The organism is Xanthobacter agilis (assembly GCF_021730435.1).
In the GTDB taxonomy this organism is placed as follows: Bacteria; Pseudomonadota; Alphaproteobacteria; order Rhizobiales; family Xanthobacteraceae; genus Xanthobacter; species Xanthobacter agilis.
This window is the reverse complement of the sequence record NZ_JABWGX010000013.1, coordinates 1-18,881: the sequence shown is the minus strand read 5'-3', so window position 1 is coordinate 18,881 and position 18,881 is coordinate 1. Positions and strand designations below refer to the sequence as shown.

Here is an 18,881-nt window from a genome sequence, read left to right as displayed (position 1 = left end):
TCTCTCCCCACATTCGCCCCGCCGTCACCACGCCTCCCGCTTACGAAGTGTCAAGGAGGGTATGGCAGCTTCCATACGCGGCGGCGCCGCTGCGGCAGAATGGGGGCTGATAGCCATGTCGGACGAAGAGAATTTCGCCAAGTACCAGCCCAAAGTGACCGAATTGACGATCTTGGAGGCCGCCCAAGCTTTCGGCACTGGCGATGAGGTCATCAGTCTTTCCGGTCGGCAGACCGGGATTGATTCTTTTGTTCTCGTCCTTGCAAGAGATAACCACCAGCATACCGTGGTCCTAATGACCGGAGTGTGCGCTCGCGAGCTGGGTGCCCTGCTTGTAAGCGAAGGCTTCGGGCCTCAATCAGCATGATATCCAGCTGAGCAAAAAGCCTCTTGGTCTCGGCGGGGTCACCCGCCCAATGACGCAAACGTTCATCTTCCAGATCGTCACTCATTCGACCAGTTCTCCAGCACATAGGTTGATCCAGCAGACGATTCAGTTGCCTGCTTCGTCCCCGCATTCGTCGTCCCCGATGTCCGGGCCGGGTCTGCCTGGGTGCTGGACGAATTTGTCGCCACCGTGCTGGTGCTCACAATCAGCACCTCGCGCAGCATCACCCGCGCGAACAGGGCGTAAGCCGTGGCGGCCGATGTGCTCACCTCAATCCCGGTGATGAGCATGTTGGAGTAGACGCGCTTCGATGTGACCGCTGTGAAGGGCTCCCGCTGCGCCTGGAGGGCAAGCAATCCCTCCTGGATGAGCCTGGAGTAGCCCTGGAAATTGCCCGAGTCCGACCAGCCGCAGCGCAATTCTACTTCCTTCGGCATCATGAAGGCGTGATCGGAGATGGCCGCCCCCTTCTCCACCGGATGGTTGGTGATGAACAGGCTGTCCCGGCTGATCTCCTCAACCACCACATTGGGGACGATGCCACCGATGGAGGCGCCGGCCGACACCAGGATTTGGTCCACGGTGCCGAGCACGGCCTCGACGATGTTTGCCATCAGGCCACAGCCCTTTCGACTTGATCCGTCAGGCCTCTGTTCACCCTGAGCTGCGCCGCACTGACCTCGCTGGTGGTCCGTGATGGGTCCGGATCACCATGCACCACGATTTCCGTCTCTTGGTCGGCGGCCAAGGCGAAGGTGTCCGTGGTGGACCCGAGCGGCGGCGCGTAGAGGCTTTTCTGGTCGGGTGCCGCGAAGGGCTTGTCGATGATGATCTTCGGCCGCTCCGGTTCCTTGGTCTTCGTGCTCTCGTCGAACTCCTTCATGCGCCCGACCCAGCCGCGATCAGGCCCCTCAACGCCGAACCGCTCGCCCCCGGATTCGAGGGTCTGATAGCCCTTGTTGAATTGCACATCTTCCGAGGCATTGCCGGTGGCGTAATTCGAGATGTTCGAGCCTCCCAGTACTGCATCCATGATCTTGCGGTATTTTTGGAGATAACGCGGATCGCGCATATATCCGCTGGCCCGGCGATGGGTCGTGCCTGGAAAATACCCTTCATCGAGTGCTTGGCGGAGGGTCTGGCGCCGCGACGCGGCACGGTTCAACACGCTTTCCGCGAATGCCTGCTGCGCCTTGGCTCCATTACCGCCCGTCTCGGCTTCGATATATCCGGCAAACCGCGCCGCCACCTCTGGGTCTTCCATCTCCTTGGCGAACCGCTTGCGCGCGTCGGACAGGGACATGGCGGGCTCGGTGGAGGTGGGCGCTGCTGCCTGATCCGTGCCGCCGCCGGCCCCACCCTCGCCTTCCGCGCCACCATAGCCGAACAGCTTGCCGATGAAGGACTTCGCCCGGCCGAGGAAGCCCTGCTTCTGCGGCGCGGCCTGGGCCTGCCCGCCTTGGGCCTGACCACCTCCCGCCGGTGCAGCCTCAGCCTTTCCGGGCATCAGCGCCGCGATAAGGGCCACAATGCCCGCGATGACCAGGCCGAGAGGCCCGAGTATGCCGGCGACGGTCATCGCCATCCAGCCACCCCCGATGATCTCGATTGCGCGAAGGAGCCCGTTCCCGCTGGTCATCCATTCGAGAAAATCCAAGAGCCCCTGCCCGCTCCCGAACACGGCCACAGACCATTCCTGAACTTTGGTGACCAGATCGGACAGGGCCGCCACCAAAGCCACGCACACGGCGACGATCTTGTCCTGGTGCTTTTCCAGCCATGCCTTCAGGTCGTCGATAATGGGCATGAGCGCCGGCCCGAGCGCCAAGGCGATCTTCCCCAGCATGGCGTCCAAGTTCATGAGCATCCGGCGCCAGCCCTGCATGACGAGGGTGGAGCTGATGCCGGCCTCCTTGCCGTTCACGCCATAGCGCTTGTAGGCGTCTTTCTGGTCCGCCTTGAACTTCTCGATCTTGGCGGCATTGGTCCGGAGGTTGTAATAGTCCTCTTCCGTGATCCCGAAGAGGTCGGCGGTGCGCACAGCTGTCGGGTAGTCCTGGATTTTGTTGATGGCCTTGATGGTATCCGCAAACACCTCTGCGGTGTCCCGGATCTGCCCATTCTGCCTCGTTTTGACCCCGAGATTGTGCAGCACACCCGTGAGTGCCGGGAACCGACGCAGGTGCGAGGCGAAGCTGTCAAGGATGCCTTCAGCCCGCCCCCCGCTTACGCCCGTCTGTTGGAGGGCATAAGCCAGAGCCCGAACCTCCTCGATCGAGGTGCCCGCTCGGTTCGCGACCGCGTTCAGATGGTCAAGATCCGTCGTCGTGGAAGCGAACAGTTCCTTCGCTTTATGTTCCAGCCGATCGAGGAAGGCCCCGGCCTTCAGCACGGCGGCATGGGCCTTCTCAGCCGTTCGCTCCCAGGCGGACGCCTCGCTCTCCTTGATCTCGTAGCCCAGGGAGACGATGAACTCTTGGATAGTCTCCATCAGACGAACGCCGATTGCCCATTGCGGATCAATTCAGATGCAACGCGGCTCTGCGCTCCATTGAGGTTTGCGGCCGTTCCGGCCGGGTCAGAGGACCCATAGACCGTGATCGACGTGCGATTGTTGATCGAGGCCATCCGGGCTGAAGACGCTCCGAGGGCGGGGGCGCCGAAAAGTTCGGACTGCTTGTCCTTCAGGCGGGTGGCCTGCTCGTCCTGGAGAGCCTTCAATTCATCCGGGCTCATCTGACGACCGCCCTCGTTGGGTGCCGTCGAAAAGTGCATCGGGTCCTTGGTCGACTTCCAATTCATCCCCCAGCCAAGACCCCATTTTTCTGCAAGAGCCCCCGTGCCTGAGGGGAGGTCGGTGCGCGTGCTCCCATTTGGGTTGGCATCTGGATTGATGTCGATGGCCATGCCGTAGGCGTGCTTCGACTTTTGGCTAGGGTTGTTCACGTTGGCGCGGTCGGCAAATCCACCGATGTCCTTGATCTGGTAGCCGGTCTCCTCCAGGTCATTGACAAACCCTTGGAATTGACCTTGATATTTTTCATCAACCCAGGCAACACGCCCATCCTTCGTTTTGACCGGCGCGAGCCCGGCACGCGGCGCAGAACCGCCCCCGTCTCCATGCAGCCCTCGGTTCCTCTTCGTCGGGCTCCCCTTACCTTTCCAATACCATCCCCCCGGTCCGTATTTGCCCCATAGCGTGCCTCCTCCCTCGATTTCTGTCGCGGGGCCGCCGATTGAGGCGCCAATTGTTTCCTGCTGAGGCCGCGTCACCATGAGATATCCATAGGCCCCCGCCCCAGTGAGCGCGACAAGAGCTAAAAATGTAGAGCTCCCGGCGAGCGACGCCAAGAAAAGCGCCCACTTGGCGATGAAGGCGGCCAAGGTCACCCCAGTGAGCACCTCAAGCGCGACCTTCAGGCTATTTTCATCTCCGGTGAGGAGCTTCACCATCTCCGCGAACTTGTCCACCACGGGCCGGAGGGCCTTAAGCAGCTCACCGAAGTCGGCGATTAGCCCCTTCACCGCTTCCAGAACTTGGTTCAAGATCTTGACGATCTGCTCCTGGTGCTCCTCGAACCATTTCGCGATGTCCGCCATCAACTGGTTGAGCTGCGGCTGAAGCGCGACAGTGATTTTCTCGAACAGGACCCAGAGTTCCATCTTGAGGCCGCGGAATCTCGTCATCAGCTCGTTGGAGCTTTCCGCCGCCTTTTTCGGATCGACACCAAACCGCCTTTGGGCCGCCTCCTGCTCCGCTTCAAACTTTCGGATCTGGTCCTTGTTCTTGACCCACTTGTTCCATGTCTCCTCCGGAATGCCGATCATCTCGGCAAACTGGTTCGAGATGGCATAGTCCTTCTTCGCGAACACGTCCGCAGCATCCATCAGGATCTGCTTGACGTCCTTACCCGCCGTCTTGATCCCTTGGGCGTTGAGCCACTTTTCAACGCCGGGGTTTGTGCGCATCGCCTTCGCGAGACCGCTGATGGCGCCCATTGCCTCATCTGCCGTCCCGCCGATCTGCGTGAAGGCATAGCTGAGCGATTTGATGCCCGCGACCGTCGAATTGGTCCGCTGCGCCGCGAAATAGAGGTTGTCGAAGCTTTTGGATACCGCGACCACCGTGGCCTGAATCGTGGCCGCTGCAGCTGTAAGACCGGCGGCCATCCATGCAAATGTCTTGCCCAGATTGTCCAGGGCAGAATTGAAGCGCTGTTCCTGCGCCTTATCCACCTTCAGGCCAAGGGCAATGACATATTCCTCAATGGTTTGTGCCATGTCACTGCCCCTGCTTCATAGTCGCCTGAACGCGGCGGGTGTTTTCCGCCTCAGCCGCGATTGCCTCATTCATGAGCGCGATATCGCAGAGGTCCAAGGTCCCGTCCTTCAAGCTCTCATACTTGCACCAGCCCCTCGCGACAGGCTGAAGCAGCCAGTCCATGCCGTCCGGCAGGCTTACGAGGTCGCAGTCCGGAGCAGCCCCGCTCCGGTCGAACCGGAGAACAGGGCGCCGAAAAAAGGCGCGAGGTCCTTCTTCACCACATGGGCGACGATGGTGAGCATGGTGAACAGGTCGAGGTCGTCGAACATCGGCGCTTCGGCGGAGGTGGACCACACATTGGCCCAGGAGGTCCCGGCCTGACTCGTCACGCCGCGCTGCACATGGGAGAGGCACCGGGCAAGGATGGCCTTGGTGTCCGCCTCCGGCAGGCTCGCGATGCCCTGCGCCAGGGGCATCAGGTCGCCCACCTCCATCTTCAGGAGCGCACCGGCCAGCGGCCCATTCGACGCTTCCCGCGCGGCGGCCTGGATCACAGGCACCAGCGAGGCCGCGAGCGGGGTGAGCTTCTGCACCAGGAAGAGCTGATCCATGGCGTTGAGCTTGCGCGCCCGGTAGAGCACGCCGTTCAGATCGAAGTCTTCAGGTGCGTTCATCATCCGAGCTTCTGGTCAATGGTGATGCAGTCGAAGGACCATTCCAACGTATTGCCGTTCTTGGCCCATGCGTTGTCGGGCATCTTCTTGAATGCGCCGCCCTGGGCTGTCACCACGTCCCCGCGGACCGTGTCGCGGATGGAAATGGTATTCTGCCCATGGTTCGCCGGGGAAGAGGTCTGGTATCGGTAGAGGTCGGTGAACAACTTGTTCACGGCCGACGTCTTCAGGAGGCGCACGGTGATGGTGCCCGCCCGGCCCGCATGGAGCGAGTGCATGCCACCGCCATCCGCGCCGATGGTCATGGTGTTCTTATCTTCGATGAAGGTGACGGTGATGCCCCCCTCGTCATTGTCCGAGCCGTAGCCGAACGAGAACGAACCGCCAGGGCCGTCGATCGAGCCCGTGGCGGAGGAAAAACTGTATACGGACAATAAATCCTCCTATGTCAACGGTTTACATTCACGGCGATGACGACGCTGTGGATCGCGCCAGCCAGTTTGACGGCGACCTGGAAGGACACCGACTTGCGCGCCTCACGGTCGGCCTGCGCTTGCTCCGAAATGTCGGGCTGGTAGACGTAATACCCGGTCTCCAGGTAATCCCCCTGCTTCAGGGTCCCGAACCCGGCCGCGTTCCAGGTCCCAGGCGCGACGAGGCCGTTCTTGACCGCCTGCTGAAGGCACTTCTCGATCCGCGTCGCGATCAAAGAGTTGCCGGCGTTGGTCTGCGGCACCTTCGTCGTGGAGGTGTAGAGAAGGTTCCAGACATCAGTCTGGATGTAGTCCTTCAGCCAGTCTAGGCCGTGCACTTCGTCGAAGAAATAGCCATTCGACATCACCCCTTCCTGGATGATGGCGGTGGAATTGTCGTAGTTCACGAAGACGTTGCAGTGCTTCGCCTTCAGCGTGGAGGCCTGTGTCTCTGTCAGAGTCTCAGCTGTCATCCCCGGCTCGGTCTTGAACTTCATCGTGAGCGTGGTGTCGCTCCCGGTGAAATCCACCGTGGCCGCTCGGCCAAAGAAAGAGGCCGCCGCATAGGGCTGTGATGAATACTGTAGGAAGGTGTGCGAGAGGCCAGCATCCGAGCATAGGGAGGCGAGATCCTCCGTATTCGTGCTGTCGAGCACCGTGCTGCTGGTCACAGTGCCCCCCAGCATGCGCGCTTTCCCGAGCCCCTCGACGATCTGCGCCGCCGCGAAGAAGTCGTCTAGATTGTCGTCCGTATTCTGGACCAGGATGCCGGCATACCAGTCCCCGGAGGTGTCCACGAATGCCTCAATGGCATCGGAAAGGCTTTCCGCCGCGATGCCGTCGACAGGAGCAGACGCAGTGCTCGACGTGAACTTGAGGGCAGTCGCGACGCTGGTCCCGGTGGAATAGTTCGTCGCGTAGGTGACGGTGGAACTGGTTCCGGTCGTGTCCGATTTGACGACGAACCGGTTTGCGTTCGCATCCCAAGTCACGGACGCGCCGGTGAGCCCCGCATCGATGATCGCGGCGACGGCGGGGAGGTTGGACGCGGCCGAAAAGTTCAGGCCGGTGACGTTCTTCGCGGTGCCATTGATCGAAATGGTGAACGACCCATCCGTGATGCCGGTCCACTCCGACATGCGCCGTTCCGATGTGGACAGCACCCCACCTTTGAGCGTCCCCGGCGTTGGACCCTTTGCCCAGCGCCCGATATAGACGAGAGACGGCTGCGGGCTCTGCGAGAAGAACTTGGAGGCCGCCAGATATTCGCTGTCGGTCGATCCGAAATCTCCCCCAACCCCTTCCAGGGACGAGTAGGAGCGAATGCGCTCTCCCACATCGACCACATCTCGCGTCGAAATGAGCAGGCCGGCGCCAAAGTTCCGAGTTGTCGCCGCAGTTGGGGAAATCGTAACCGTGACGTTGACGACGTCCGATACGGCAAGACCCTGAGCCATCAGGTGTTCTCCGTGTTCCAGGTGGTGGTATTGCCGCCGTCTTCCGTGATGGAGCCTTCGGCCGACAGGAGGTTGCGGACCGCATAGACGCGGGTCACCGCGCGGTTGAGTTTGAACCGCAGGTCTTGCCTGCGGACCCACTGGTTGTTGACAAAATCGGGGGCCGCCCAGATGCGGGAGCATTCCAGGAACCCGAACCCCTGCGCCCGCAGCGCCTCCTGGTTCTGCGGGATCGCGAGCCCGTCCCTCATGCGCGTGGCATAAGCGAAGGCATCCGGCCCATAGAAGGAGGCCAGGATTTCCAGCTCTTCCTGGCGGGTGGCTTCATCCGTGCCCTCCCCATCCGGGTGGTGGACGATGGAGGGGAGCCAGTGTGCATCGCTCGTGGTGATGCGGTACGAGCACCAGTTGACGGTGAGGTCTTCCTTCGCTGGCGGGTTCGGTTGCCACGCCGGGCGAACCATCTTCCCTTGAAGTGCTGTGACGCCGACGATGGCGGCCTGGATCTGGTCCTCGAGCGCGTCATCGGCGGCCGGGGCAGTGGATGTGGGCGCGAGGTAGCCGCCCGACGCGGAATCGGTCACGGCGGGGACATTCCCTTCAGATCGCAGGATGCCTCAACGAATCCCGCCCCATATCGGCTGCAATCGCCCACGGCGCGGACCACATAGCGCTTGCCGTTCCAGGCGATTTCATCGGCGTCGTAGCCGTCCATCGATGCAATGAGGCGGAATTGCGTGATGACGGTGATGGTCTCGGAGACGTTCGAGCCCTCAGCCTGACGTTGGAGAGTGCTCCACTGGTCCGGGGTGACGACGGCGACGGTGGATGTGGCAGTCTCCGCGCGCCCGGACCGTCCGGTGTCGCCGATGGTGACGGCCTGCCGATAGACTGTGATTGTGTCGGCGAAGTCCGGGTCGGTGAGCAGTTCTGAGACGTCAAGGAGCGGCATCAGTCCTCTCCCTTTCGGCGGACTACGTAGGTCTGCGCATTCCGGTAGGCACCGGTGTCGATGAGGGGCTTCTCGCCGGTGCGGCCACGCGCCCGGCGCTTGGCTAGGGTGATCGGAGAAAGAGGCTCGAATGGTCCTTCGGTCAGCCTGTCCCGAACAGCATTCTGACCAATCATCCCCGCGGCGTGGAGCGCTTTGTCTGCCGCGTCCTTCTCGCCGCGAAGCGCGGCCCGTACCCCATTTCCAAGCGCCTTTGCGATGTCGTCGCTTGCCCCAGCTATGGCAGGCCGCAGATGTGGACGCGGAGGGATGTCGAAGCTCTCGCCATATCCATCATCCACCGTCGCGCCGAATTCATGAATGTAGCCGATCTCAGCATTGTTCAGAGCCGGGCGCCGCTCCCCCGGCTCCGGCTCGCGCCCGGCATTTTCGGCCGGCACCCCCACCAGGGCCTCGTTGTGGGTGAGCCCCCGTAGCGCGGCAAGCACCTTTGGCATACCGCGCTTCTTGATCTCGACCGTCATCAGGTGATCCGCGCCCGGCGATTGGCCGCGTAGAACGGGCCGGAATAGGCGCCCTGCATCATCTTGTAGAGCCGGGTGCCATAGGTGGTCAGGTTCCAGGCCCCGGCGCCGGTGATGGTGGTGCTCCCGGTATCGTAGGATACCGTCACCTTATCCACGGTCTTGGAGGACGTGAGGCCGGAGGAGCTGCCCCCGATTCCACCAAATGCCGCCGCCTTCGCGTCCTTCGCCCCCAATGCGAGATTGTGCGCGGCGAACAGCATCGAGGCGAGATTATAGTTCGCGCCGAACAGCCTCTCGCTGATCTGGTTGGGGGCTTGCCCCAGCCAGAACGCCACCTGCGCCTCGGGAAAGGTCATGGTGCTCGCGAACTCCGGGAACGCCGCGACGAAGGTGGCGTAATCGACCATCTCAGGCGGCCTTCAGATCGGCTTTGCGGATGCCGCGCCCGCGGGCATCGCCGTCCGGGTTGAGGGGCTCCAGGCCGCTCTTGATCTCCGCCTGCTCCTCCGCCTGCTTCTTGGCGGTGTCCACCCGTTCGGTGGCGAAGATCAGCCCGGCCTTGACTGCCGGGTGCTCGGCATTCTGGCGCAGCCATTCATCCCAGAAATCGGCGTCCACGCCAGAGGTGAGCGCATAGCCGCCGGAGACCGGCGCATTCGGCGCGTGACCATGGGGCGCCGCATAGCCCTTGATGGTGACCATGTGGCCCACCTGGGCCGCCTCTTCCACCTCGCGCGTGCCGCCGCCGAGGATGGCTTCATAGCGCTTGTTCATGATGAAGGTGCGCAGCACGAGCCCATGCGGGAGCTTGCACGCCACGGTGACAGTCGAGCCCATGGGGCCTCCAAAAGAAAGGCCAGCTCGGGATGCCCGGCCGGCCGTGTTGCGGGAGAGATGGATGCTTCAGATGCCGAGCATGGATGCGATGGCCATGGGCTGGCGGATGACCGCTCCCCAGGTGCCGCCGGTGCGCTTCTGGCGATAGCTCGAAAGCTGGCGGATGATCGAATGCGCGCGCATCTTCTCATTGAACGCGCAATATCCGGTCTCCTGCCCCTCGACGGAAGTTGCAATGAGCTGCATGAGATTGCCGCCCACGACGCCATTCGGATTGGAGGTGCTCTTGACGCCGTACTGAACGGCAGTCACGACCTTGATGTTCGGATAGGACTGCTTGAGGATCTTCTCCGCGGTGATGCCGAACGAATTGGTGAAGGACAGTGCCACCTCGCAGGCGGGCGACATAGCCAGCACCATGGGCGTCGAGGCATCCACCAGGCCGCCAGTCTGCGCCACGAGCTGGGTGAACAGCGCCAGGATGTCGTTATAGACCTCGTTGGCGGTGCAGTTCGGCGCGTTGTTGTTGAACCAGGTGTTCCCAGAGGCCGGGGACGCCTTGGTGGACGGGGTGAGGCTGGCAGACAGGTTCGGGTCGTTCAGGATGCCGTAATTCTCCAGGCCCGACACCCCGAAGAAGTAGCTGAGGTTCTGGAAGCGGTTCATGTTGTTGGCCGCCGCCGCGTCCAGCTCGCTCACGAAGTTGATCTTCGCGAGGCCGGCCCGCTCCAGTTCCAGCTCCCCGTACTCGACGATGGTCTGGTAGAGATAACTCTGCCGCTGCGGGAAGGCGGTATTGGCGCCGGACCGCCCGTTCTCGGAATGGTCCCCATAGCTCGACACCTCACCGTCGTGCTCCACCACCGGGAACATCGCGGTCTGGTCGAGCCAGGAGCCCTTTCGGACCTCTCCCAGGATCTCCGCTGCCTTGGTGGGGGCGAACAGGATTTTGAAGACCTGCGGGTCCACCATGGTGGTGAGGAAGGCGGGGATGCCGCCGTTCGGACTGGTGCTCAGCGTCGGCTGGGCATCTATGGCGAGGGTGAAGTCGCGCTTGGCCTCCTCAGTCACATAGGTCATGACGTCGGGAAGGACGGCGCCGGCCTCCGCGAAGCGCGCGGCGTCGAAAGCCCACGCGGCCTTCGCGTCCTGAAAATTGTGGAAGGTCATGTGTGTGCTCCTTAGCCGAGCGAGTGGGTGCTGATCTTGACCAGCTCGCCAGCGGCGGCGGTCGATCGGGCGATCCACCGCGTCTCCACATTGGAGGTGGCGGTGACGGTGGTGCTGGATGCGGTCTGCGTGGGCGACACGATGTAGGTGCCGGTGCCGCCGGTGCCCGTACCCAGGGCGGTGATCGTGGTGCCGGAGGTCACGCCGGATCCAGACAGGACAGCGCCCACCTTCAGAGTGCCGGACGACACAGCGGACACGGTCAGGGTGCCGTAGGTCTCCGAGATGGTGGTGGACTCCACCGTCTGCCCCGCGAGATCGACAGCATAAGTACCGACGCCACCAGAGGTGCCGGAGAGCTGCGACACCACCTTGGTGCCGGACGCCACATTGGTGCCGGACAGGGTGCCGCCGGGCACGATGGAGCCGGACGACACCACGGTGACAGTCAGCACATTGTCCGTGATCGATCCAGTGACGGACGCGGTGCTGGCAGCGATGGCGCCGGTAACGCTTGCCGTCGCGGCCGACCCCGTGACCGCGAAGGAGGCGGCTCCGTTGGACAGATCGGCATAGGCCACCTGTCCGGGGCGGGCCGTAGTCGAGCCCTCGTTTTTCACCCACAGATCAGCGGACGACAGGACCGTGATCGGGAAGCCGGCGGGAACGACCACGCCCGCCTCCTGGAGATAGGTCGTAAAAAGCGCCTGCTGCTCACGGGGGATGATGCCGGCGGGGGCTCCCAGGCCGGTGTTGAACACCGCCGCCGGGGCGCCGTCCGCATCGTCCGTCCCATAGGAGAGCCACGCGAACCGGCCGATGGTGGCGCCGCCGACACCGGCGACAAGACCGCCGGGGCCAGCGAGGACGGATGCACGCGGATTGGTGGAGGCGAAGTCGCCCGCGACGGCCGGAGCCTGGGCGACGTTCACCTGGGTTTGAAAGTTGGCCATGGTGATTTCTCCTGGCTCAGATGATGCGGACGGGGGCGAGGCCCGGATAACGATCCGCGAAGCCCTTCGCGACCGCGGAATCCTGGGCAACGGCGGGCTTTCGGGCGGCGCCGGGCTTGGGCTGGTGATGCAGGATCACGGGATAGGCGGACGGGTGAACGCCGGTCACATCCACACCCAGCATTTCGAGCGCCGACTTGTAGACGCTGTCGGCGCTGTCCTGAGCGATGGCCAGCTCGCCCACATAGGGGCGGATCGCCTTCTCGGCTTCTCGGATCGCCTGCGCATGGGCGCGCTCGGCTTTCACTGCGGCGGTGATGGCCGCGTCCATGGCGGGCTTGTCCACCGGGTCTTCCTCCGTGTCAGGGTCTTCGTCGAGGGCGGCCGGCGCTTCGGCAGATTCCGCCTTCGTGAGCTTGCCGATGGCTTCGATCATCGCATCCATCTTCGCGGACAGGGCCGCGATGGGGTCCACCGGGTCCGCGTCCTTCACCGGATCGGAAAGCAGCGGAGCTGGCTCCTCTTCCGGGGTCATGTTGTCGAGGCTGTCGAGCACACCCGGAAGGTTTTCCAGGTCGGCATCCTGCGCCAGCTTGCCGGACACACGCTTGGTGATTTCGGCGATGATGGACGGCTTCTTATGCGTGTAATTCTTCGCGGTCACACCGACAAAAGCCGGGGCGATATCAATCTTTTCGTCGGCAGCGAGCTTCGGCGCAAGGAATGCCGCCACGGCCCCCTGCGTGAGCACGGCCTTGCGCGACAGCACAGTCTTGGCCATAGGTGAGTTCTCCTTGGAGTCGCCGACTACAACATCAGGCCCGGCGCGGCCCTCGGAAACGATTGCAAGATGATTTCCAATGATGTCCCGCATCACTCCGTCGTATGCTTCCCCGTCGATTTCTCCGGGGGTCATATCGGCGCGGTAGCGATAGGCGCAGGACAGTTCTTTTTGGGCACTGCTCTCCACGCCGCCGATGGCGTCGCGTGCCCAGATAACGAGGCTGTTTTTCAGGTATGGCGCCTCGAACACGGCATCGGTGCCGGTGGAGCCCACCACCAGGTCGGGCTGGTGGCTGTCCGCCGTCACTGGCACATGCCGGGAGAGCAGCGGCAAGTTGTTGAAGCTTGGGGCGGCCTTCTCCAGCTCATCCGGATCGCGGTAGAGCTGATAGACCTTGTCCGGGTCGAGCCCGAGGGCTTCGAAGTCCGGGATTTCCTTCCCGTAGTAGGGGCAGACGTTGGCCTTGCTGATCGGCGTCAGCTCCACATGGAGCCGGCCGTCTGCATCGTAGGCGCGCACGGATGCTCGGTCGAAGGCGTATACCTCACCGCTCATGCCATTGAACCTCGTGAGAAATGGGCTATCGTCCCTCCCCGGCGCGCAAGGAGGACGAATGCAGAAGCCCGCGACTGATGGATTGCCACCCCTACCGCCGGAAGACCTCGTCGAAATGCTCCGAGAAGCCGCTCAGGATGAAACAGACGAGCTGAACGAGGACATGCCAGAGGCTGCCTTCAGGCTGGGCCTAGCCAAGAAGCACCGCATTGAGGACGCCCTGCAATGGGACGCCGCAGACTGCATTGAGCGGCTGGTGAAGCGTATCGATGAGCTTGAGGCCGAACTTTTGGCCATCAATCCACGCGGAACTTCGATAGGTCGTGAACCCCAGGAATAACGACCTCGGGCCAGCACCTGCACCGATAGATACACCCCGCATGCGCCCGCGCTCCGGTGCGGCGGTCCGCGATAGGCGGGCTGTTCCACGGGATGAATTGCCCCTCGAGGATCTTGTGATCTTCGCGCACGTCGGTGTCGCCTGACGTGCGCCAGAAATAGCCCGGCGACCCGATGTGTTCCGCCCGCGCCCGCGTCAGCTCCGTGGCCGTCCGGCTCACCTCGGTCCGGGCGATGAGCATGGCCCGACTCTCCGCAACCTCACCAGAACGCATGATCTCCTCGGCGACCTGCGCCGGCCGGGTGCCCTGCACAATGCCTTCCAGGGTCAGCTTGCGGACTCGCTCTGCCGCCTCCCTCGGGATGGAGGTGATGAGTGCCGTTTGCGCCTCCAGGCGCTCGCGCATCACCCGGCCCGTGGGCGCCTCCGCAATTTCCTTGCGCAGAGCCCGGCCCATCTTGCGGGACACCTCAAACCATGAGCTTTCGTCCCGCGCCGCGACCTCCTTGACCATCCGGTCCGCGACGGCGAAGGCCCAATCGTCAAGCTGCTGCGCATAGCGGTTGAGCGCCGTCTCAATCTGTGCCGTCAGAGCAGGGTCGACAGGCTCTTCCGGGTCGACTGGCGTGGGATTGAACGCATCGACGATGGATTGGACATGCAGCGCCACGGAACGCAGCGTCTTCACGTACCGATTCTCCGTGACCCTGGAGCGCTTGAATGCCTTTTGCTCGGGGGTCTTCGGCTTGGCTTTGTCGAATGCGAGTTCCAGGGCGGGGAGCATTCACGCCCCCTTCCCGGTCAGGCCGCCTTGTCGGCTTCCTTCGCCTTCGGCGCCGCGAACATCTTTCGACCGTAGACGAGCGCTTCGCTCATCTCGCGCCGAAGCGATTCGATCTCGGAGGGCGCCAGCATCTCGGAAGTTGAGAAGGAACTGGGCTTCGTCCGCGGTGAGAGCGCGGGGCTCGATGTGGAGTTCTTTTCGGACGACATCACCGAACCTCCTTTCAATCTCGCGGATACGATGCGGTTCGGCCGCCATTTTACCGGATCGGCCCGCATTCACAAGAGCGACCACGCCCGCCACCTCACCGCCGCCGGCCCGGATATGGTGCGCCATCTCCGCCACCGTCGCACCCATGACCGTCACGTCGTCTACGATCACATACTGGGCGCCAGCCTTCACCTCGCCCTCGAACAGCGGGCGGGAGATCATGCGGTCCATGGCCTTCGCGCCGGTGTGAAAAGCCCTCACCGACTGCACAACCAAAGCGTCTGCCTGAGCCCCGGTCTCTTCGGCTAGGCGGGCGGCCATCATGACCGGGATCTTGTTCCGTCCTGTCGCCTCGACGGCGAGGACTGGAGCATAAACGGCGTCCGGGCCGAACCTCTTGCCCGCCTTAGCGATCACCTCTGGCTTCATGAGATCCCGCACGATCTCCACAGCCGCGTCCGGATCGCCCGCCTTCGCTGCGGCATAGGCGGGGTGGGCCTTCATTTCAGCGTCGCTGGTGAAGGAAGAGACCACCTCTCCCGCCTCGCGCGGGACACCATCGGTGCGCGGGTTCGCCGCGGAGGTTTCAGCCTGCGTCTTCACCTTGCCTCCACCGCCAGAGCCGCCGGCCGCAAACTTGCCTGCGTCATCGCGCGGATGATCGCTCTCTTCCCACTCGGCGTCCATGCCGCCATCAAAAGGGCGGGAGGCGCCCTCCTTGCGCGCCCGCTCCAGATAGGCCGAAAGGCGCTCCGTCAGCTTCGGGGCGACACGCGCAGCCTCAGCGGGGGAGGATGTGACAAGGCGGGCATAGCGGGCGAGATTGCTTTCCTCACCCCCCTCATCTCGCACGCGCTCCAGATCCGCCCGCGTCACGCTGCGCATCCCCGCGAGGGTGTCGAAGAAGGGCGCTCCCATCCTGGATTTCGCGTCCGCTCCAGACAGCCCGGAGACCATCTGCCGGAGGTCCGCCAAGAACGCCTCCGGGGGCACCTCATAAGGGCGAACCAAACGGGCCATCGCCTCCTTGAGACCCAGCGAGAGGTCGTCGCCAAAGGTCTTCGCGAACCACTGGTCCTCCACCTTACGGCGGGCGGCCTCAGCTTCTTCCGGTGTCGGCCCGGCGTAATCCTCGTCGTCTTCGTGCTTCGCCCATTGGTCGGACGCCCAATCGTCCTGGTCCCACGGGCTCGTCTTGCCAGTGTACCCCTCCCCCCATCCCCCTAAGCGATCACGGAAGGCCGGGGCCAATGCCTTCAGCTCATCTGCGTGGCGTTCAGCGACAGACGCCAGTGGGGTGCCGATGACATCACGCATATCATCCTGCGTGAAGCGGGCGCCGACGAAGCGGTCCAACTTCTCCACATCCCGGTCGCTCAGATCTATGGGGGCATAGTCGTCCAAGACCATGGTCGCCCCGCGAGCGACCTTCTCCTCAAGCGGGGCGTTCCGCGCCTCGAACAGCGCGGCGCGGTGCAGATCGCGCTCCTGGTCCGAGAGCACGTCGCTCAGGTCATCGCCTATAGCGTTTTGTAGGGCGGAATATGGGTCAGCGTGGTCCCCAAGAGCTGCCGCGACGGATGCCGCCCGCTCCGAAGGTGAAAGCGTGGATGGAGGCGGAGGGGCGCCATCCACGTCGTCCTCGTCATTGTCCCCATGGGACGCCCCACCGGCCCCACCGGAAAACCGCCCATCGTCATCACGCGGATGGTCTTCTTCGCTGAAGCCCTCGTCCTGCCCGCCTTCAAAAGGGGGCCGGGTCTGTTTTTCGCCTCCTGGGGTCGGGGGCGCGAAGTCTGGTTCAGGCGGCGGCGGGGCAAGCTTCGCTTCGACCACATCCATTTCGGTGATGGACGTCCACACTCCGGTCGCTTGGGACAGCTTACGCAGCTCCTCCATTGCGAGGGGCGTATCCACCAGCCCGGAGCTTTCCGCCTGGACGATAGCCCCGGTGAGGCCAACCGCGACCGTCGCTTTTTCAACTGGCGTCAGGCGGTCCGCCGGTGCGGCGGCCACATCGATGCTGTCGTAGATCGAGTCGTCATCCGAAGCGATGCGCTGGCGCTCCTCCTCCGGAGAAATGACCTTTCCGGCGATGAGCACCTGCCCTGTCTCCGCGTTGATCTTGCGGATCTCCGCGGCTTCCTTCTCCGTGACCTGCTTCAGCGGCTCCCACGAGAAGGTGATGGCAGGGTCAACCTCCCCGAACAGGGAGAGCTGGATGAACCCGAGAACGGTGCGGAGCGGCTCGCTCAGCATCGACTCCTGGAGCGCGTTGATCCAGGTGTAGAAACACTCCAGCTCGCCTTCGGACGAGGCGTTGAGGCCCGCCGGCTGGATGCCCAGGAGCTTCACCAGCGGGATGCCCGAAACGGAGGCCATGTGCTCCTGGGTCTGGGCCTGGAGCGCGTCGAGGGTGCTCAGGCTCGTGGAGACGTTGGCGAAGTCCTCAAGCTCCTTGTCCGTGAGCATGAGCCCACGGTTGTCCCGCATGTTGTTGAAGAAGTCCGCGCGGGCGAACAAAGCGTCCCCATTCGGGTCCATCGACAGCTTGTCGGAAAGGTTCGTCTTGAGGACGAAGACCGAGAACGACGAAATGAGGTCTGCCACCGATTGTCGGGTGCGCAGCCAGTTGTCTACATACGGCTTCGCCATCTGCGACAGCGACAGCCCACCGAATGAATAGGCCGGCTTCAAGAGATCCGGGACTTCTCGCCCGATGATGGTCAGGAGGCGGGAGGAATGAACCTCCTTGCCCTGCACCATCCACGTCGTGGGCTTGAACCAATCCGGACGAAGAGGGTCGAAGCTGTTGTAGTCGTTGGGGTAGCACCAGACAGCTTCAACCGCTCGGAGCCGGCGCAAAGACCCCTTACTGACCTTGAGGCGGCTGATGTCGTTCCAGCCGTCTCCCACGGATTGGCGCAGCTCTTCGCGGTCGTCCGTCACCCCAAAGTCAAGGTAGATGTGCCCACGACCGAAGAAGCCATCCTGCTCGACTGCCTCGCGGAAGACGTCCCGCACATGCAGCCGGCCCATGGCCTCTTCAAGAGACTTGATCTTGTCGGACTTATCCTCGTCGCCGTCCGCCTTCAAGCGCACCCATCCACGCGTCATTTCCATCGCGAGGATCTCAGAAATGCGGCGGTACTCCGGACGCTGGGCAAGCTCAGAAAGGACGGGGTAGCCCAGGAACCCGGTGCTCCCAGTGTCCTGCGTCAACCCCCCGGATGCCCATCCAAGCGTGTCCTGATAGGAGCTGTCTAGGGCCATGCCTTTGCCGACGCTTGCCGGCGGGGCATAAGGGGCGAAGATGTCCGTGACAATCCGGGCCGGCTTCTGCCTGGATCGCGCGAGTGCCACGTCTCCAATGCGCACGGACCGGCCGGCTTCTTTCTTCGCCTTCTGATTTTCGTAATAGCGCCGGTTCCGCTCCCGGCGCTTCTCTTGCGCCTCCGTCACAGGCGGAATCCTCGCGAGCGCGCCAGAGCCCCATCGGGGATGATGAGCTGCGGGGCGCCGCACATGTCGGAAATGGCGTCCATGAATGGGTCCACTTGGTCATCATGCGCGCCATCGGGGAAGGACAGAATTTCGCTCATGAAGTCCTTCTTCCACGGTGCCGTTTTGGGGATGCTCACGAGCCCTGATGCCACCGATGGGACGATGTCTTGGGCTCGTGTGAATTTGTCCTTGTCCCGCTGGATCGGGACGACAGGGATGGCCTTGCGCCGCAGGCCCTGGATGAGACCAGTCCCAGAGACCTTGTCTTCGACCGCCATCTTGCGGAGCGCGCCCCATCGGTCCCGGTCGAGCTTGGCGGCTTCACTCCATAGACGGATAGCCGTGGCCTCCAGCTCAGGGGCCTCAAACCTGCCTCGGGTCAGGCTCAAGAGATAAGCCTTCCCGTCCATGCCTTGGCCCCAATGCTCAAAGACGCTGTAGTCGTTCCGTTCCCTGGTCTTCTGCGCCGTGTCCACGTAGATCGCGCGCCACTTCATCCGAGGTGGCTCGTCGTGCTCCAGGAACCATTCCGATTTGAACAGGTTGCCGCCAGCGACAATGGGGTTTTGCTGGTATAGGGCCTCCCAGCTCGCGGGCGTCATCTGCGCCCGGCGATCCATCAAAAAACCGAGGCTCTTGTGCTCCGGGAACAGCGGTTCCCCTGCCCTCCGGTGGGCTTCATCCACCTCGGCAATGGCGGGATACCTGAGGACCTTTACGGAGGGGTTCGCTTCTATCAGGCGTCCGGCAGGGTCGTCGATGTGCCAACGAGTGAGAATGAACAGCAGCCCGGCGTGTTCAGAAAAGCGTGTGAAGAAGTCGTCGTTGAACCAGTCCCACGTCTTTTCTCGGATCGTCTCGCTGTTTGCCTCTTCACGTCCCTTTATCGGGTCGTCGATGATCCCGAGGTCTAGGGTCTAAACTCAACGGCTGAATAATGATTCAATTGGCTCATGGGAGGATGATTCGCCATGAGCCGGTTGTTCTGGTTGAACGAAGAGCAGTGGGC

At 63.0% G+C, this 18,881-nt stretch carries 20 protein-coding genes; 2 read left to right on the top strand and 18 right to left on the bottom strand.

All coding sequences use genetic code 11. The annotated features are described in order from the left end of the window. Window positions 1-61: 61 nt before the first annotated feature. On the top strand, window positions 62-367 hold the full coding sequence (locus tag HUW53_RS10955; RefSeq protein ID WP_237345801.1) for a hypothetical protein: 306 nt from the start codon (window positions 62-64) through the stop codon (window positions 365-367). 77 nt (window positions 368-444) lie between these two features. Here HUW53_RS10955 and HUW53_RS10950 read toward each other — a convergent pair whose 3' ends face one another. From HUW53_RS10950 to HUW53_RS10885, 15 genes are all read right to left on the bottom strand, one after another. After that, complete coding sequence (locus HUW53_RS10950; RefSeq protein ID WP_237345800.1) at window positions 445-1,002, bottom strand: phage baseplate protein; 558 nt, start codon at window positions 1,000-1,002, stop codon at window positions 445-447. Continuing rightward, entirely contained in the window at window positions 1,002-2,780 is a 1,779-nt protein-coding gene (locus HUW53_RS10945; RefSeq protein WP_237345799.1) for a phage tail tape measure protein, read from the bottom strand. Before HUW53_RS10945 ends, HUW53_RS10950 begins: the two co-directional genes overlap by 1 nt. Before the next feature lie 98 nt (window positions 2,781-2,878). Further along, on the bottom strand, window positions 2,879-4,669 hold the full coding sequence (locus tag HUW53_RS10940; protein ID WP_237345798.1) for a M15 family metallopeptidase: 1,791 nt from the start codon (window positions 4,667-4,669) through the stop codon (window positions 2,879-2,881). Window position 4,670: 1 nt separating this feature from the next. After that, a complete protein-coding gene (locus HUW53_RS22080; protein ID WP_370877864.1) occupies window positions 4,671-4,832 on the bottom strand; it encodes a DUF6889 family protein in 162 nt (53 codons plus the stop codon). Between the two features lie 14 nt (window positions 4,833-4,846). Continuing rightward, window positions 4,847-5,329, bottom strand: coding sequence for a phage tail assembly chaperone (locus tag HUW53_RS10935; RefSeq protein ID WP_237345797.1), 483 nt, complete (start codon window positions 5,327-5,329; stop codon window positions 4,847-4,849). Further along, entirely contained in the window at window positions 5,326-5,760 is a 435-nt protein-coding gene (locus HUW53_RS10930) for a tail tube family protein (protein WP_237345796.1), read from the bottom strand. The genes HUW53_RS10935 and HUW53_RS10930 overlap by 4 nt, the downstream gene beginning before the upstream one ends. A gap of 14 nt (window positions 5,761-5,774) precedes the next feature. Continuing rightward, on the bottom strand, window positions 5,775-7,256 hold the full coding sequence (locus HUW53_RS10925; protein WP_237345795.1) for a DUF3383 domain-containing protein: 1,482 nt from the start codon (window positions 7,254-7,256) through the stop codon (window positions 5,775-5,777). Beyond that, window positions 7,256-7,840, bottom strand: a complete 585-nt coding sequence (locus HUW53_RS10920) for a phage neck terminator protein (protein WP_237345794.1) — start codon at window positions 7,838-7,840, stop codon at window positions 7,256-7,258. The genes HUW53_RS10925 and HUW53_RS10920 overlap by 1 nt, the downstream gene beginning before the upstream one ends. Then, window positions 7,837-8,208 carry a hypothetical protein gene (locus HUW53_RS10915; protein WP_237345793.1) on the bottom strand — a complete coding sequence of 124 codons (372 nt, stop codon included), beginning with the start codon at window positions 8,206-8,208 and terminating at the stop codon, window positions 7,837-7,839. Before HUW53_RS10915 ends, HUW53_RS10920 begins: the two co-directional genes overlap by 4 nt. After that, entirely contained in the window at window positions 8,208-8,732 is a 525-nt protein-coding gene (locus HUW53_RS10910) for a hypothetical protein (RefSeq protein WP_237345792.1), read from the bottom strand. Before HUW53_RS10910 ends, HUW53_RS10915 begins: the two co-directional genes overlap by 1 nt. Beyond that, window positions 8,732-9,142, bottom strand: coding sequence for a DUF4054 domain-containing protein (locus HUW53_RS10905; RefSeq protein WP_237345791.1), 411 nt, complete (start codon window positions 9,140-9,142; stop codon window positions 8,732-8,734). Before HUW53_RS10905 ends, HUW53_RS10910 begins: the two co-directional genes overlap by 1 nt. A 1-nt stretch (window position 9,143) precedes the next feature. Beyond that, window positions 9,144-9,572, bottom strand: a complete 429-nt coding sequence (locus HUW53_RS10900; RefSeq protein WP_237345790.1) for a hypothetical protein — start codon at window positions 9,570-9,572, stop codon at window positions 9,144-9,146. A 66-nt stretch (window positions 9,573-9,638) separates the two neighbouring features. After that, window positions 9,639-10,742: a hypothetical protein gene (locus tag HUW53_RS10895; RefSeq protein WP_237345789.1), complete on the bottom strand. Its 1,104-nt coding sequence runs from the start codon at window positions 10,740-10,742 to the stop codon at window positions 9,639-9,641. A gap of 11 nt (window positions 10,743-10,753) precedes the next feature. Next, window positions 10,754-11,695 carry a structural cement protein Gp24 gene (locus tag HUW53_RS10890; RefSeq protein ID WP_237345788.1) on the bottom strand — a complete coding sequence of 314 codons (942 nt, stop codon included), beginning with the start codon at window positions 11,693-11,695 and terminating at the stop codon, window positions 10,754-10,756. A 16-nt stretch (window positions 11,696-11,711) separates the two neighbouring features. Beyond that, the gene (locus tag HUW53_RS10885; protein WP_237345787.1) at window positions 11,712-12,998 is read right to left on the bottom strand and encodes a DUF2213 domain-containing protein; all 1,287 of its coding nucleotides are present in this window, start codon (window positions 12,996-12,998) and stop codon (window positions 11,712-11,714) included. Window positions 12,999-13,092: 94 nt separating this feature from the next. On the opposite strand from HUW53_RS10885, the gene HUW53_RS10880 reads away from it, so the two are divergent. Further along, window positions 13,093-13,374, top strand: coding sequence for a hypothetical protein (locus HUW53_RS10880; RefSeq protein WP_237345786.1), 282 nt, complete (start codon window positions 13,093-13,095; stop codon window positions 13,372-13,374). Here HUW53_RS10880 and HUW53_RS10875 read toward each other — a convergent pair. From HUW53_RS10875 to terL, 3 genes are read right to left on the bottom strand one after another with little or no spacing between them, the layout of a single operon-like run. After that, window positions 13,331-14,158, bottom strand: coding sequence for a phage head morphogenesis protein (locus HUW53_RS10875; protein ID WP_237345785.1), 828 nt, complete (start codon window positions 14,156-14,158; stop codon window positions 13,331-13,333). The genes HUW53_RS10880 and HUW53_RS10875 overlap by 44 nt on opposite strands. Then, the gene (locus HUW53_RS10870) at window positions 14,159-17,830 is read right to left on the bottom strand and encodes an anti-CBASS protein Acb1 family protein (protein WP_237345784.1); all 3,672 of its coding nucleotides are present in this window, start codon (window positions 17,828-17,830) and stop codon (window positions 14,159-14,161) included. Beyond that, window positions 17,827-18,474, bottom strand: coding sequence for a phage terminase large subunit (terL, locus tag HUW53_RS10865; protein ID WP_237345783.1), 648 nt, complete (start codon window positions 18,472-18,474; stop codon window positions 17,827-17,829). Before terL ends, HUW53_RS10870 begins: the two co-directional genes overlap by 4 nt. Between the last annotated feature and the right edge of the window lie 407 nt (window positions 18,475-18,881).

Coding starts and splice junctions, on each gene's coding strand:
- HUW53_RS10955 (WP_237345801.1), top strand. CDS start 62: ATGGCAGCTTCCATACGCGGCGGCGCCGCTGCGGCAGAATGGGGGCTG.
- HUW53_RS10950 (WP_237345800.1), bottom strand. CDS start 1,002: ATGGCAAACATCGTCGAGGCCGTGCTCGGCACCGTGGACCAAATCCTG.
- HUW53_RS10940 (WP_237345798.1), bottom strand. CDS start 4,669: ATGGCACAAACCATTGAGGAATATGTCATTGCCCTTGGCCTGAAGGTG.
- HUW53_RS22080 (WP_370877864.1), bottom strand. CDS start 4,832: ATGGACTGGCTGCTTCAGCCTGTCGCGAGGGGCTGGTGCAAGTATGAG.
- HUW53_RS10935 (WP_237345797.1), bottom strand. CDS start 5,329: ATGATGAACGCACCTGAAGACTTCGATCTGAACGGCGTGCTCTACCGG.
- HUW53_RS10925 (WP_237345795.1), bottom strand. CDS start 7,256: ATGGCTCAGGGTCTTGCCGTATCGGACGTCGTCAACGTCACGGTTACG.
- HUW53_RS10915 (WP_237345793.1), bottom strand. CDS start 8,208: ATGCCGCTCCTTGACGTCTCAGAACTGCTCACCGACCCGGACTTCGCC.
- HUW53_RS10910 (WP_237345792.1), bottom strand. CDS start 8,732: ATGACGGTCGAGATCAAGAAGCGCGGTATGCCAAAGGTGCTTGCCGCG.
- HUW53_RS10905 (WP_237345791.1), bottom strand. CDS start 9,142: ATGGTCGATTACGCCACCTTCGTCGCGGCGTTCCCGGAGTTCGCGAGC.
- HUW53_RS10900 (WP_237345790.1), bottom strand. CDS start 9,572: ATGGGCTCGACTGTCACCGTGGCGTGCAAGCTCCCGCATGGGCTCGTG.
- HUW53_RS10895 (WP_237345789.1), bottom strand. CDS start 10,742: ATGACCTTCCACAATTTTCAGGACGCGAAGGCCGCGTGGGCTTTCGAC.
- HUW53_RS10890 (WP_237345788.1), bottom strand. CDS start 11,695: ATGGCCAACTTTCAAACCCAGGTGAACGTCGCCCAGGCTCCGGCCGTC.
- HUW53_RS10880 (WP_237345786.1), top strand. CDS start 13,093: ATGCAGAAGCCCGCGACTGATGGATTGCCACCCCTACCGCCGGAAGAC.
- HUW53_RS10875 (WP_237345785.1), bottom strand. CDS start 14,158: ATGCTCCCCGCCCTGGAACTCGCATTCGACAAAGCCAAGCCGAAGACC.
- terL (WP_237345783.1), bottom strand. CDS start 18,474: ATGACGCCCGCGAGCTGGGAGGCCCTATACCAGCAAAACCCCATTGTC.